The sequence below is a fragment of the Burkholderia sp. b14 genome (genome assembly GCF_900156195.1).
In the GTDB taxonomy this organism is placed as follows: domain Bacteria; phylum Pseudomonadota; class Gammaproteobacteria; order Burkholderiales; family Burkholderiaceae; genus Mycetohabitans.
This window is the reverse complement of the sequence record NZ_FTPJ01000003.1, coordinates 2,226,526-2,239,584: the sequence shown is the minus strand read 5'-3', so window position 1 is coordinate 2,239,584 and position 13,059 is coordinate 2,226,526. Positions and strand designations below refer to the sequence as shown.

Below are 13,059 nucleotides of genomic sequence, written 5' to 3'. Positions count from 1 at the left end.
GTCAGCGGGACTGGCCCGGCTTAATCGGCGCATCACGTTGCGGCGTGCGTTCCGACGGGGGCGCATCGCCAGGCCGCGGCACCGCTGGCGCATTGCGCCGCGCCGCGCGTTTCGGTCCCGTGCGCTTGGCGCCCGGGGTGCGTGGCAGCGCCTGCGCCGCACCGGCCGCCCCCTGCTGAGCAGATTCGGCGTACGCGACCGGTGCGCCTTCCGGACGCCATACCTGGCCAATGGACAGCGACTTGAGCTTCTTCTTGCCGCCATACCACAGGTTCACCAGTCCACGGGCGAAGAATACTGCGGAAAACATCGATGTCAGGATGCCGATGCAGTGCACGACCGCAAAGCCGCGCACCGGCCCGGAGCCGAATGCGAGCAGCGCCAGCCCAGCGATCAGCGTCGTGACGTTTGAATCCAGGATCGTCGCCCATGCATGCGAGAAGCCATTCTGGATCGCCAGTTGCGCGGGCGCGCCGCGGCGCAATTCTTCGCGGATGCGCTCGTTGATCAGCACGTTCGCGTCAATCGCCATGCCCAGTGCCAGTGCGATTGCCGCAATGCCGGGCAATGTCAACGTCGCCTGCATCATCGACAGCACCGCAACGAGCAGCAGCAGGTTCACCGACAACGCAATCACCGAGATCAGTCCGAACAACATGTAGTATGCGGTCATGAACACCGCGATCGCGGCAAACCCGTACTGCACCGAGTCGAAACCTTTTCTAATGTTGTCCGCGCCCAGGCTCGGTCCAATCGTGCGTTCCTCGATGATCTCCATTGGCGCGGCCAGTGAACCGGCGCGCAACAACAGCGCGAGATCGGTCGCCGCCTGAGGCGTCGGCTGGCCGGTGATCTGGAAGTTTTCGCCAAGCTCGGACTGGATCGTCGCCACCGTCAGCACCTCGCCCTTGTTCTTCTCGAACAACACGATCGCCATTGGCTTGCCAATGTTGTCGCGCGACACGTCGCGCAGCACCCGTCCGCCGCGCGCATCGAGGCGGATCTTCACTGCCGGACGCTGGTGCTCGTCGAAACCGGCCGATGCGTCGGTGATCCGGTCGCCGGTAAAGATCACTTGTTTCTTCAGGTACACCGGCGCGCCGTTGCCCTGCGTGAATAGGTCATCACCAGCCGGCACCGGATCGTTGATGTTGCGCACCAGATTCTGGTAATCGGCCATGCGGGCCTCGAGCGTCGCGGTCCGCCCGATGATGTCCTTGGCCTTTGCGGTGTCCTGCACGCCGGGCAGTTCGACGACGATCCGGTCCACGCCCTGTTGCTGCACGATCGGTTCCGCGACGCCGAGTTCGTTGACTCGGTTGTGCAGCGTTGTGATGTTTTGTTTTAGCGCGCTGTCCAGCACCGTTTTTTGTGCGGCCGGTGTGAACGCGCCCACGACCTGGTAGCCGCCGGCAACCGGCTGCACCTGCCAGGTCAACTCGGTGACGTTGTCCGACAGCAGCTGGCGCGCGCGGTTCGCGACGTCCTGATCGACAAAGTTGACTACCACCGTCTGGCCGACGCGGTGCACGCCGCCATCGCGGATCGACTTGTCGCGCAGCAGCGTACGCGCATCAGCTGCATCCGAATCAAGCTTCTTGTTCAGCGCACCGGCCAGGTCCACCTGCAACAAGAAGTGCACGCCGCCGCGCAAGTCCAGGCCCAGGTACATCGGCAGCGCGTGCAGCGACGCTAGCCAGCGCGGCGAGGCCGATTGCAGGTTCAGCGCGACGATATAGGTCGGATCCGCCGGATCGGCATTGAGCGCCTTTTGCAGCAGGTCCTTCACGCGCAGTTGCGTGTCGGTGTCCTTCAGCCGCACGCGGATAGTCGCGTTCTGACTCGTGTTGTCAAACGTCACGTCGTCCGCCTGCACGCCGTTCACGGCGAGCGTCGACTCAACAGTATTGAGCACCGACGAGTCCAGCTTGACCGTCGCCTTGCCGCTGGACACCTGCACCGCCGGCGCCTCGCCGAAGAAGTTGGGCAGCGTGTACAGCAAGCCGATGGCAAGCGCCATCAGCATCACGACGTATTTCCAGAGGGGATAGCGATTCATGGAATGACCGGACAGAGGAATTCTGGCGCGACGCTCGCCGGGCTGTATCCGCTTCGGCGCGCGGTCGGTGCACCAGACGCCGTGCCGCGCGGACCGGACACACGCCGGCGATCAGAGCGACTTGATCGTGCCCTTGGGCAGGATCGCCGAGACCGCGCTCTTTTGCACGGTGACCTCGACGCCGTCGGACAACTCGACGCCAACATAGGCCTCGCCGACCTTCGTGACCTTGCCCACGATGCCCCCGGACGTGAGCACTTCGTCGCCCTTGGTCATCGCGGCGAGCATGTTCCGGTGCTCCTTCTGCCGCTTCATCTGAGGACGGATCATGAAGAAATACAGCACCACGATCATCAGGATGAAGAAGCCGTACGTCTGGATAAAGCCGGCGGCACCGCCTGCGGCGGGTGCCGCCTGGGCGTACGCATTAGAAATGAACACGTTGGTCTCTCCGTGGTGGAAGGTCAAAATAGCCGAACATTCTACCATCTGCCCAGGACGGCAAAGTACCGTCTGGCGGCTGTACGGGCCGATGCGGCGGACGCGGCAGCGCCCACGGCCAGGACATCGGGACTCAGAGCCGGCCCATCGGTCGCGTGGCCACGTACAATACACACTGGTCCGTTTTGCGCCCGGCGCGTCCCCCATGTCCTTCGCCACCTGCCTCGAATTCTTCGCCCCCTGCCCCCGCGGCCTGGAGGGCGCGCTCGCCGTCGAACTCGGCGAGCTGTCCGCGTTTGCCGCCGATCCGACGTTCGCCGTGCAAGCGCCGGCGGCCGGCGGCGTGCCGTTCAGCGGTGCATGGGCTGCCGCCATCGCAGCCAACCTACATTCACGGATCGCCAGCCGGATCCTGCTGAAGATCGCCGCGCGGCCCTATCGCGACGAGCACGATATCTACGCGCTGGCACGCGAGCAGCCGTGGGAGCAATGGTTCGACGCTAGTCGCACGTTGCGGGTGGACGTGACCGCGATCAAGTCGCCGCTGCGCAGTCTGGAATTTACGACGCTGCGCATCAAAGACGCGATCTGCGACCGGCTGCGCGAGCAAACCGGTGCGCGGCCCAGCATCGACACCGCCGAACCCGACGTGCGGGTGCAGGCGTTCGTCACCGCCACAAACTGCACGCTGTACCTGGACACCTCCGGCGAGCCGTTGTTCAAGCGCGGGTGGCGCCTAGACAAAGGCGCCGCGCCATTGCGCGAGAATCTGGCCGCCGGAATCCTGCGGCTGACCGGCTGGACACCAGGCACGCCGCTGTTCGATCCGATGTGCGGCAGCGGCACGTTCATCGCCGAGGCCGCGCAGATCGCGCTAGGCATCGCGCCAGGCGTGGAGCGGCGTTTCGGATTTGAAAAGCTCAAGCACTATGATGTCGGCGCGTGGCAGCGCCTGAAGGCGCAAGCGCTGGACGCTAAACGCGAGGCCGGCGCGCGCGCCGCGCCGGGCGATGCCCTGTCGATCTACGGCAGCGACGTATCCGGCGACATGCTGGCTAAGGCCGCCGCGAACCTGCAGCGCGCAGGTGCGCCCATGGTGCCGCTCAAGCAACTCGATGCGCGCGACATCGTGGCGCCATGCGACACGCCGGGCGTGCTGGTAGCCAATCCGCCCTACGGCGAGCGAATCACCATGCGCGGCCGCAGCGCCCGCACAGACGACGGCGATGGCACGAGATTTCAGCGCGCCCGTCCGGACGACGCGGACAGCGCGTTCTTCCGCTCGTTCGGCGACGTGCTCAAGCAGCGGTTCCCCGGCTGGCACGCGTTCGTGCTCAGCGCCGATCGTACCCTGCCCGGCCAGATGCGGCTGCGCGAATCGACGAAGACGCCGTTGTACAACGGCGCGCTCGAATGCCGGCTGTTCCGCTTCGATCTGGTCGCCGGCGCGATGCGGCAACGCTCGGCGACGCGCGCGCAGACGGACTCATCCGATTGAACGGCCCGGCGCTGGCAACGCGCATACGCCCCGCCCCAGCTTCTTTCTTGGCCGTCTCCGGCGTCGCCGCAACGCGCGTTTTGCCTTCCCGCGTGTCGGCAGGCACGCCGATCTACCTCGTTGACCTCCTTGAGCGCCTATCGGTGCCGGTGACGCCGCGTCCGACATCGTTATCTACAAGCGGGCAATGCAATAGGGACCTGGATCGCGCCACACGGTCACGGGTCGGTGTCCGCCACCGGATGGGCCGCCGTGACGGCGCGCGGATGGGAAGGCCGCTCGCTGCACCCGACAGCGGTACAATATTGGCTCTTATGGATACGCAACTGTGGGCGCCGCACGTGACCGTGGCCGCCATCGTCGAGCATGGGCAGCGGTTCCTGCTGGTCGAGGAGCACACGCCGCACGGGCTGCGGCTGAACCAGCCGGCTGGTCACCTGGAGCCGGGCGAAACGCTGCTCGAGGCGGTCGTGCGCGAAACGCTCGAGGAGACCGGGCAGGTGTTCGCGCCGCAGGCGTTGGTTGGCGTGTACGTCGCGCAGTTCGAGCGGGGGCACGGTGTGCCGGCCACCTATGTCCGCTTTACGTACTGCGGCACCGCCAGTCCCGCGCAAGCTCGACCCCGATATCCTGCGCACGCTCTGGCTGAGCGCCGACGCGGTGCGCGCACAAGCGTCGCGCCACCGTACGCCGCTCGTGTTGCACTGTATCGAGGACTACCTGGCGGGACGCCGCTATCCGCTCGAGTTCGTGCAATCCTACCCGGCCGCACCGCGCTAAATAGCGTACCGCGACCGGCTTTGAGCAACCCAACCGGCGCTCGCGCCGCGTGGCGCCCGCGGCGCCCAAACTGGCAACGGTAACGCATCATGGCAAAGCAACGCGTGGTCGTCGGCATGTCCGGCGGCGTGGATTCGTCGGTCGCCGCGTGGCTGCTCAAGCAGCAGGGCTACGACGTGGTCGGCCTGTTCATGAAGAACTGGGAAGACGACGACGACAGCGAATATTGCGCGAGCCGGCAGGACTGGATCGACGTCGTATCGGTCGCGGACCTCGTCGGCATCGACGTCGAAGCGGTAAACTTCGCCGCGCAGTACAAGGACAGGGTCTTTGCCGAGTTCCTGCGCGAGTATTCGGCGGGCCGCACGCCCAATCCGGATGTGCTGTGCAATGCAGAGATCAAATTCAAGGCATTCTTAGACCACGCGATGGCGCTGGGTGCGCAAACCATCGCGACCGGCCACTACGCCCGCGTGCGCCGGGTCGGCGAGCGGTTTGAACTGCTCAAGGCACTGGACTCGTCCAAGGACCAATCCTACTTCCTGCATCGCCTGAACCAATCGCAGTTGAGCCGCACACTGTTTCCGCTCGGCGAAATGCCCAAGGCGCGGGTTCGCGAGATTGCTGCGCAAATCGGGTTGCCCAACGCGGCAAAAAAGGACTCGACTGGCATCTGCTTCATCGGCGAACGGCCATTCCGCACGTTCCTGAACCGCTATCTGCCGACCCGCCCCGGCCCGATGAAAACCCCGGAGGGCAAGGTCGTCGGCGAACACATCGGGCTCGCATTTTACACGTTGGGTCAGCGCAAGGGGATCGGCTTGGGCGGCAGCCGCGATGGCAGCGGCGAGCCGTGGTTCGTCGCCGGCAAGGACATAGCGGGCAACACACTGTATGTCGTGCAGGGGCACGATCACCCGTGGTTGCTCAGCTCGACGCTGCAGGCGGGGAACGCCAGTTGGATTTCAGGCGCAGCACCGCAGGAAGGACACCCGTGTGCGGCCAAGACACGCTATCGCCAGCAGGACGCGACCTGCATATTCCAGCATGCACCAGACGGGCACTTTGCGTTGCGCTTCGCGCAGCCGCAATGGGCGGTGACGCCGGGACAATCCGCCGTGCTGTACGACGGCGACGTGTGCTTGGGCGGCGGCATCATCGGCGCCACGTCGGCGCCGTTCACGCCTGCGGCAACGTATCGACAAACGCCTGCCGCTGCGACAGCTTCGTAAAGTGCTTGTCCAGATTCGGGTGCGCATCGCGCCACGCAAGCTCCGACATGCGAAAGTCTAGGTAGCCGAGCGTACAGCCGAGCGCAATGTCGGCCAGCGTGTAGTGATTGCCGTGGCACCACGGCCGCTCGCCGAGTCCGCGCGCCATCGCAGCAAGGCCGGCGTGGATCTTGCGTTGTTGCCGCTCCACCCACGCTTGACTACGCTGCCCCTCGTCGCGCTGCGTAGCTTCGACCCGCACCAGCACCGCAGCCTCGAGCACTCCATCGGTCAGCGCCTCCCAGCCACGCACCGCGGCGCGCTCGCGGCCAAGCTGCGGCAACAGTTTGCCCACCGGCGTCAGCGTGTCGACGTACTCGCAAATGACCCGCGAATCGAACATCGCCTCGCCGTCCTCCATGACCAGGTATGGCACCTTGCCCAGCGGATTGAAGTCGTGAATGACCGTATCGACCGCCCAGGGATTCTCGAGCACCAGCTTGTAGTCGATTTTCTTTTCAGCCATCACGATCCGTACCTTGCGAACGAACGGGCTGCTGAGCGAACCGATTAATTTCATCTTTCCCCTTCAGAGAGTCTTGGGCGATATAGCGCCCCCGGACATCATCTTATCCGTCGCATTCGCGCGACAGGCACTCTAACGCGTGACCATTGTGTTTGGATTACAACAGCCTGAAACGGTGCATGAACCGCCGCCGCATCTCAGTGCGGCGGCGCTCTGGTAGTACGGTGCCCTGGCAGTACGGTGCTCTGGCAGCACGACATACCGGCAGTACGGCGCACCGGCGACGTGGCGTAAGGCCAGCCTCACCGGGACACGGCCAATGGTAAAATGCGCGGTTCTCCACGCTTTTCCGGCGCCGCTGTGGCGTCCCGTGCCATGTCTGACATTCGTCCCGATACCCTCTTTGCGCTGACCGCGCTATCGCCACTGGACGGCCGCTATGCGGCCAAAACCGAAGCCCTGCGCGACTGGCTGTCCGAAGCCGCGTTCATGCGCCACCGCGTCACCGTCGAGGTCCATTGGCTGATCGCGCTGTCACAGGCCGGGTTGCCGGGAATCCCGGCGTTCTCCGCGTCATCCGAACAATTCCTGCTGCAACTGGTCGAGCGCTTTTCCCCGCGCGATGCCGCCCGGATCAAGGACATCGAGCGCGTGACGAACCACGACGTGAAGGCGGTCGAGTACTGGCTGAAGGAGTCGGTCAAGGGCCAGCCGGAACTGGAGCGCGCGAGCGAGTTCATCCATTTCGCCTGCACGTCCGAGGACATCAACAACACGTCGCACGGGTTGATGCTCAAGGGCGCGCGCGAGCATGTGATACTGCCAGCGCTGCGCACCGTGCACCAGCGGCTGGTCGCGCTCGCGCACGCGCACGCCGCGCAACCGATGCTCTCACGCACGCACGGACAGCCGGCCAGCCCGACGACGCTGGGTAAGGAAATCGCCAACGTGGCCGCGCGCCTATCGCGTGCCATCGACCGGATCGCCGCCGTCACACTGTTGGGCAAGATGAACGGCGCGGTCGGCAATTTCAACGCCCATCTGTCTGCCTACCCGGATTTCGACTGGGAAGCCTTCGCCCGAGATGTCGTGCAGACGCGGCTCGGGCTGACATTCAATCCCTATACGATCCAGATCGAGCCGCACGACTACATGGCGGAGCTGTTCGACGCGCTCGCGCGGGCGAACACGATCCTGCTAGACCTGGACCGCGACGTGTGGGGCTACATCTCGCTGGGCTACTTCAAGCAAAAAACGAAGGCGGGAGAAATCGGCTCATCGACGATGCCGCACAAGGTTAATCCGATCGATTTCGAGAACTCCGAAGGCAACCTGGGCCTGGCCAACGCCACGCTGCGCCATCTGGCGGACAAGCTGCCAGTGTCACGCTGGCAGCGCGACCTGACCGACTCGACGGTCCTGCGCAACATTGGCGTCGCATTCGGCTATTCGCTACTCGCGTACGATGCCCTGATCCGCGGGCTCGATAAGCTCGAAGTTAATCCACAACGGCTTGATGAGGACTTGGATGACTGCTGGGAAGTGCTGGCCGAACCGGTACAGACCGTCATGCGCCGCTATGGAATCGAGAATCCGTATGAGCAGTTGAAGGAGCTAACGCGTGGCAAGGGTATCACCCGCGATGGACTGCACGCCTTCATCGGCACGCTGCCGATCCCGGACGAGGCCAAGGCGCGACTGCTGGCGATGACGCCGGCATCCTATGTCGGCAAAGCGGTCAAGCTCGCGCAACGCATCGGCTGACATCGATGCGCCGGCCGTGACGGGCGCGCATGCCGAGGTAGCCGCTCGGGCCGTGTGGATCAACGGGTGCGCGCGGCCAACCGCTCGAGTACCCGGCCGACGATGCGCTCCGGCGGCTCATCGATGCTCACCGTAATCGCCTCGTCAGGCCCGGCTCCTCGAGCGTGTCCCATTGACGTTGCAGCAACGACGGGCCAAAGAAGTGGCCGGTGCGGTGGTTAAGCTTAGGTATTGGGCCGCGCCAGTTGACTCGCCGCGCGCGCCAGGCGTGTCACCTCGGCCCAGTTTTGTGCGGCCAGCACCGCCCGGGGCGTGAGCCATGAGCCGCCGACGCAAACCACGTTGGGCAGCGCGAGAAAGCTCGTCGCCAACTCCTGCGTGATGCCGCCGGTCGGGCAGAACCGCAACGCCGGGAATGGTCCGCTAAACGCTTGCAGCATATCCAAGCCGCCGGCCTGCTGCGCCGGGAAGAACTTCACGATGTCGTAGCCAAGCTCGAGCGCGAACAGGATGTCGGACGGCGTCATCACACCGGGCAGCAACGGCAAGCCGACGTCCTGCGCCGCCCGATGGATCTCGCGTGTGAGCCCCGGCGACACGCCGAATGTCGCGCCGGCGCGCTTAGCCTCCTCGACCTGAGCGGCGGTGGTCAGCGTACCAACGCCGACGACGATATCCGCGGCAAGCTGCGATGCGCGCCCGATCGCCTGCAGTCCGGCCGTGGTTCGCAGCGTGATCTCGAGCACCTTTACCCCGCCCTCGTACAGCGCGTGCGCGACGTGCTCGCCCTGCTCCACCGACTCAAATGTCAGGACCGGGATAACCGGGCCGATCCGCACGATTTCGCTCACGGGTCTCATTGCAGCTCTCCTGTAGTTCAGAATGGAACGATGCCCTCATTCGATTCTCTCATTCGGTCATCGCGCCGAACACCGACGCCCCTTGCTCGGCCGGCAGCGCAGCGGCACGAAAAACGCCGAACAGCTCACGGCCAAAACCCAGTTCATGCTCGCGGCGATGCACGGGCTTTTCGTTCGCGCGGCGCGCCCATTCGGCTTCGTCCACGTCCACGTCCAATCGCCCGGCTTCTGCATCGAGCGTAATCACATCGCCGCTGCGCACCTTGCCGAGCGGGCCGTCGAGCAGCGCCTCAGGCGACAGATGGATCACTGCCGGCACCTTGCCCGAGGCGCCCGACATCCGGCCGTCGGTCACTAGCGCCACGCGCAAGCCCTTGTCCTGCAAGACGCCCAGCAGCGGCGTGAGCCGGTGCAGCTCGGGCATGCCATTGGCTCTTGCCCCCTGGAATCGCACCACGACGACGCAATCGCGCTCCAGCTCACCGCGATCGAAGGCGGCCTGCACGCCTTCCTGCGAATCGAAGACGATCGCCGGCGCGGTGACACTGCGATGTTGCGGCGCGACCGCGGAAATCTTGATCACACCTCGACCCAACCGGCCCTGCACCAATCGCAACCCGCCATCCGGCTGGAACGATTCCGCGGTGCTGCGCAGCACGGCCTTGTCGTGGCTCTCGCGCGGGCCGTCGATCCAGGCCAGCTTACCGTTGACCAGTCTGGGCTCGCGCGTGTAATGGGCCGACAAGCCGGCGCCGGCAACGGTCGTCACATCGTCGTGCAGCAAGCCTGCCTCGAGCAGCGTGCGCGTCAGGAACGCCATGCCGCCCGCCGCGTGATAGTGGTTAATGTCCGCCTTACCATTTGGATAGATCTTCGCGAGCAGCGGCACTGCACGCGACAGGTCATCGAAGTCGTTCCAGTCGATCACGATGCCAGCCGCGCGGGCAACCGCCACCAGGTGCAGCGTATGATTGGTGGAGCCGCCGGTGGCCAGCAGCGCGACGATGCCATTGACAATCGCTTTCTCGTCAATCACTCGGCCGATCGGCGTGTAGTGCGCGCCTTGCGCGGTCAGTTGCAGCACGCGGCGTGCCGCCTCGGCGGTGAGCGCATCGCGCAGCGGCGTATGCGGATGGACGAACGCGGCACCGGGCAAATGCAGGCCCATGATTTCCATCAGCAGCTGGTTCGAGTTCGCCGTGCCATAGAACGTGCAGGTGCCGTGACCATGGTACGCGCGCGCCTCACTGTCGAGCAGCACGTCGCGCCCCACAGCGCCGGTGGCGAACTGCTGGCGGATCTTGGCTTTCTCATCATTGGACAGGCCACTGGTCATCGGCCCGGCGGGCACGAAGATCGTCGGCAAGTGGCCGAATTGCAACGCGCCGATCAATAGGCCCGGCACGATCTTGTCGCAAATGCCCAAGCACAGCGCCGCGTCGAACATATTGTGCGTCAACGCGATCGCCGTTGACATCGCGATTGTCTCGCGGGAAAACAGCGACAGTTCCATGCCGGCGTTGCCCTGCGTAATGCCGTCGCACATCGCAGGCACGCCACCGGCAAATTGCGCAATGCCCCCCGCTTCGCGCGCCGCCTGTTTGATGATGTCGGGAAAGTCGCGGTACGGCGCATGCGCGGACAACATCTCATTGTAGGCCGACACAATGCCGATGTTCGGCTGCCGCATCGCACGGATCGCGATCTTGTCCTGCCCTTCGAGCCCAGCAAAACCGTGAGCCAGGTTCGCGCAAGACAGCACGCCGCGCGCAGGAAACTGTCCTTGCGCATGCTCGATCCGGGCAAGATAGGCGTGCCGCGTTGCGTTGCTGCGCTCGATGATGCGATCGGTCACGGCCGTCAGCCGGGGGTGCAACGAAGCCATAGGAATCGCTCCTGGAAACGGGCGGCACGCGCAAGTGCGCCGGAAGGTTTGAATCGCCGGAGGGTCGCAAGTTCAGCAACTCGCCGCTGGCGCGGCTGGCCCCAATCAGCCTGTTGGCCAACATCGCCAAGGAAACCGACGCATTCTCGCCGATGACCTCGCGCATGTCACAAGTCGTCGCACAACGCCGTGTGGCCGTGCGCGACTGGTAACAAGCTGCTCGGAAGGGATGAAGGCCGCTCAAAAGGGCTTGAAGACCACCAGCGCGACTGCGCCGAGCAAGCCGAGCACCGGCAATTCGTTGAACATCCGATACCACCGGTCGGAGCGGCGGTTCGCGCCCCGCTCGAACGTGGCGAGCAACCTGCCACACATCGCGTGATAGACGATCAGCAGCACGACGATCGCCAGTTTCGCATGCATCCACCCCTGCCCGCGACCGATGCCCACCACGAGCCATAGCCAGAGCCCGCATACGAGCGCCGGCACGGCGATCAGGCTCATGAAGCGATACAACTTGCGCGCCATCACCAGCAAGCGCCGCGACACGGCAGGTTCGATCTCCATCGCCAGGTTCACGAAGATGCGGGGCAGATAGAACAGCCCCGCGAACCAGGAGGCAATCAACACGATATGAAAGGTTTTGACCCACAACATGCACGAACTCCTTTATTGCCGCACTTCGCCGTGGCCCAGCACGACGTATTTCAATGACGTCAGCCCCTCGAGGCCCACCGGCCCGCGCGCATGCAGCTTGTCGTTCGAGATGCCGATTTCGGCGCCCAGCCCGTATTCGAAGCCGTCCGCGAAGCGCGTTGACGCATTGACCATCACGCTGGCTGAATCGACCTCACGTAGGAACTGCATCGCGCGATCGTAGTGCTCGGTCACGATCGCATCGGTATGCGCGGAGCCATACGTATTGATGTGCTCGATCGCCGCGTCGATGCCGTCCACCACCCTGATCGCCAGCACTGGCGCCAGGTATTCGGTACGCCAATCGGCCTCGGTTGCGTCCACGAGCGGCGCGACACCGGCATCGGCAAGGATCGCGCGTGCAGCCGGGTCCACTCGCAACTCAACAGCCTTGTCCCGGTACAGCTTGCCCAGCAACGGCAGCACGGTCGGCGCGATGCCCCGTGCGACGAGCAGCGTCTCCATCGTGTTACAAGTGCCGTACCGATGCGTCTTCGCGTTATCGCATACCGCCAGCGTTTTGCCGACATCGGCGCCATCATCCACGTAGACATGGCACACGCCGTCCAGGTGCTTGATCATCGGCACCCGCGCTTCATCGACCAACCGTTGAATCAAGCGCTTGCCACCGCGCGGCACGATCACGTCGACGTAGTCGGTCATTGTGATCAGCTTGCCAACCGCCGCCCGATCCGGCGTACCGACCACTTGCACCCCCGCCTCGGGCAGGCCACTCATGCGCAGTGCCTCGGCGATCAGCGCGGCAAGTGCGGTATTGGATTCGATCGCCTCCGAGCCGCCGCGCAGGATCGTCGCGTTGCCCGATTTCAGGCACAGCGCGGCAGCGTCGATCGTGACATTCGGCCGCGACTCATAAATGATGCCAATCACACCGAGCGGCACCCGCATTTGGCCCACCTGAATGCCGGTCGGACGCGTCCTCATGCCGGTGATCTCGCCAATCGGGTCAGGCAGCGCCGCAACTTGCCGCAGACCTTCGACCATCGTCGTTAGCGCCTTGTCCGACAGCGTCAGTCGGTCGATGAAGGCCGCATCGTGTCCGTTGGCCTGTGCCCGCTCGACATCGCGCGCGTTCGCGCGCTGGAGCGCGTCGGCCTGTCCCTGGATCGCCAGCGCGATCTGTTCGAGCGCCGCGTTCTTCGCGGCCACCGGCGCCCGGGCGATCGCCCTTGACGCCGCACGCGCGCGGCGACCCAGATCGGTCATGTAGCGGTCAATGTCCATCTTCGTGTTCCCGTAGTGCGTCAATGCGGTTGGTTTGTGGACGCCAGATCCGCACAGATTGAAGCCGTTGCACGCGACCCGCCGCGCCACGCGG

Annotated in this window: 10 protein-coding genes and 2 pseudogenes; 4 read left to right on the top strand and 8 right to left on the bottom strand. The window is 64.8% G+C overall.

The genetic code is table 11. The features are described 5' to 3' along the window. Position 1: 1 nt before the first annotated feature. The gene (gene secD, locus B0B13_RS14820) at positions 2-2,059 is read right to left on the bottom strand and encodes a protein translocase subunit SecD (RefSeq protein WP_076796947.1); all 2,058 of its coding nucleotides are present in this window, start codon (positions 2,057-2,059) and stop codon (positions 2-4) included. 111 nt (positions 2,060-2,170) lie between these two features. Continuing rightward, a complete protein-coding gene (gene yajC, locus B0B13_RS14815) occupies positions 2,171-2,548 on the bottom strand; it encodes a preprotein translocase subunit YajC (protein WP_076785450.1) in 378 nt (125 codons plus the stop codon). Between the two features lie 157 nt (positions 2,549-2,705). Between yajC and B0B13_RS14810 the strand changes: the two genes are divergently transcribed. The 3 genes and pseudogenes from B0B13_RS14810 to mnmA all read left to right on the top strand — a co-directional run bounded on the left by B0B13_RS14810 (position 2,706) and on the right by mnmA (position 6,010). Then, positions 2,706-3,998 (top strand): THUMP domain-containing class I SAM-dependent RNA methyltransferase, encoded by a 1,293-nt coding sequence (locus B0B13_RS14810; protein ID WP_076796946.1) that lies wholly within the window; start codon positions 2,706-2,708, stop codon positions 3,996-3,998. A gap of 314 nt (positions 3,999-4,312) precedes the next feature. After that, a pseudogene (locus B0B13_RS14805) lies at positions 4,313-4,778 on the top strand (NUDIX hydrolase). An 89-nt stretch (positions 4,779-4,867) separates the two neighbouring features. After that, the gene (gene mnmA, locus B0B13_RS14800; RefSeq protein WP_076785452.1) at positions 4,868-6,010 is read left to right on the top strand and encodes a tRNA 2-thiouridine(34) synthase MnmA; all 1,143 of its coding nucleotides are present in this window, start codon (positions 4,868-4,870) and stop codon (positions 6,008-6,010) included. On the opposite strand, the gene B0B13_RS14795 is transcribed toward mnmA, so the two are convergent. Further along, complete coding sequence (locus B0B13_RS14795; protein WP_076796945.1) at positions 5,958-6,569, bottom strand: glutathione S-transferase C-terminal domain-containing protein; 612 nt, start codon at positions 6,567-6,569, stop codon at positions 5,958-5,960. The genes mnmA and B0B13_RS14795 overlap by 53 nt on opposite strands. A gap of 321 nt (positions 6,570-6,890) precedes the next feature. Between B0B13_RS14795 and purB the strand changes: the two genes are divergently transcribed. After that, entirely contained in the window at positions 6,891-8,279 is a 1,389-nt protein-coding gene (purB, locus tag B0B13_RS14790; protein ID WP_076785454.1) for an adenylosuccinate lyase, read from the top strand. A 59-nt stretch (positions 8,280-8,338) separates the two neighbouring features. On the opposite strand, the pseudogene B0B13_RS14785 reads toward purB, so the two are convergent. The 5 genes and pseudogenes from B0B13_RS14785 to B0B13_RS14765 form a co-directional block, all read right to left on the bottom strand. Beyond that, positions 8,339-8,505 (bottom strand): annotated as a pseudogene (locus B0B13_RS14785) (gluconokinase); the annotation flags it as partial. Beyond that, entirely contained in the window at positions 8,504-9,139 is a 636-nt protein-coding gene (gene eda, locus B0B13_RS14780; RefSeq protein WP_076785455.1) for a bifunctional 4-hydroxy-2-oxoglutarate aldolase/2-dehydro-3-deoxy-phosphogluconate aldolase, read from the bottom strand. The gene eda and the pseudogene B0B13_RS14785, both read right to left, overlap by 2 nt. A 49-nt stretch (positions 9,140-9,188) precedes the next feature. Then, the gene (gene edd, locus B0B13_RS14775) at positions 9,189-11,024 is read right to left on the bottom strand and encodes a phosphogluconate dehydratase (protein WP_076796944.1); all 1,836 of its coding nucleotides are present in this window, start codon (positions 11,022-11,024) and stop codon (positions 9,189-9,191) included. A 240-nt stretch (positions 11,025-11,264) separates the two neighbouring features. Further along, positions 11,265-11,681: a CopD family protein gene (locus tag B0B13_RS14770; RefSeq protein WP_076796943.1), complete on the bottom strand. Its 417-nt coding sequence runs from the start codon at positions 11,679-11,681 to the stop codon at positions 11,265-11,267. Between the two features lie 12 nt (positions 11,682-11,693). After that, positions 11,694-12,965 (bottom strand): glutamate-5-semialdehyde dehydrogenase, encoded by a 1,272-nt coding sequence (locus B0B13_RS14765; protein ID WP_076785458.1) that lies wholly within the window; start codon positions 12,963-12,965, stop codon positions 11,694-11,696. Positions 12,966-13,059: the final 94 nt, after the last annotated feature.

What these genes read in the sequence shown, in the direction of transcription:
- secD (WP_076796947.1), bottom strand. Translation starts at nt 2,059, where the DNA reads ATGAATCGCTATCCCCTCTGGAAATACGTCGTGATGCTGATGGCGCTT.
- yajC (WP_076785450.1), bottom strand. Translation starts at nt 2,548, where the DNA reads ATGGTAGAATGTTCGGCTATTTTGACCTTCCACCACGGAGAGACCAAC.
- B0B13_RS14810 (WP_076796946.1), top strand. Translation starts at nt 2,706, where the DNA reads ATGTCCTTCGCCACCTGCCTCGAATTCTTCGCCCCCTGCCCCCGCGGC.
- mnmA (WP_076785452.1), top strand. Translation starts at nt 4,868, where the DNA reads ATGGCAAAGCAACGCGTGGTCGTCGGCATGTCCGGCGGCGTGGATTCG.
- B0B13_RS14795 (WP_076796945.1), bottom strand. Translation starts at nt 6,569, where the DNA reads ATGAAATTAATCGGTTCGCTCAGCAGCCCGTTCGTTCGCAAGGTACGG.
- purB (WP_076785454.1), top strand. Translation starts at nt 6,891, where the DNA reads ATGTCTGACATTCGTCCCGATACCCTCTTTGCGCTGACCGCGCTATCG.
- eda (WP_076785455.1), bottom strand. Translation starts at nt 9,139, where the DNA reads ATGAGACCCGTGAGCGAAATCGTGCGGATCGGCCCGGTTATCCCGGTC.
- edd (WP_076796944.1), bottom strand. Translation starts at nt 11,024, where the DNA reads ATGGCTTCGTTGCACCCCCGGCTGACGGCCGTGACCGATCGCATCATC.
- B0B13_RS14770 (WP_076796943.1), bottom strand. Translation starts at nt 11,681, where the DNA reads ATGTTGTGGGTCAAAACCTTTCATATCGTGTTGATTGCCTCCTGGTTC.
- B0B13_RS14765 (WP_076785458.1), bottom strand. Translation starts at nt 12,965, where the DNA reads ATGGACATTGACCGCTACATGACCGATCTGGGTCGCCGCGCGCGTGCG.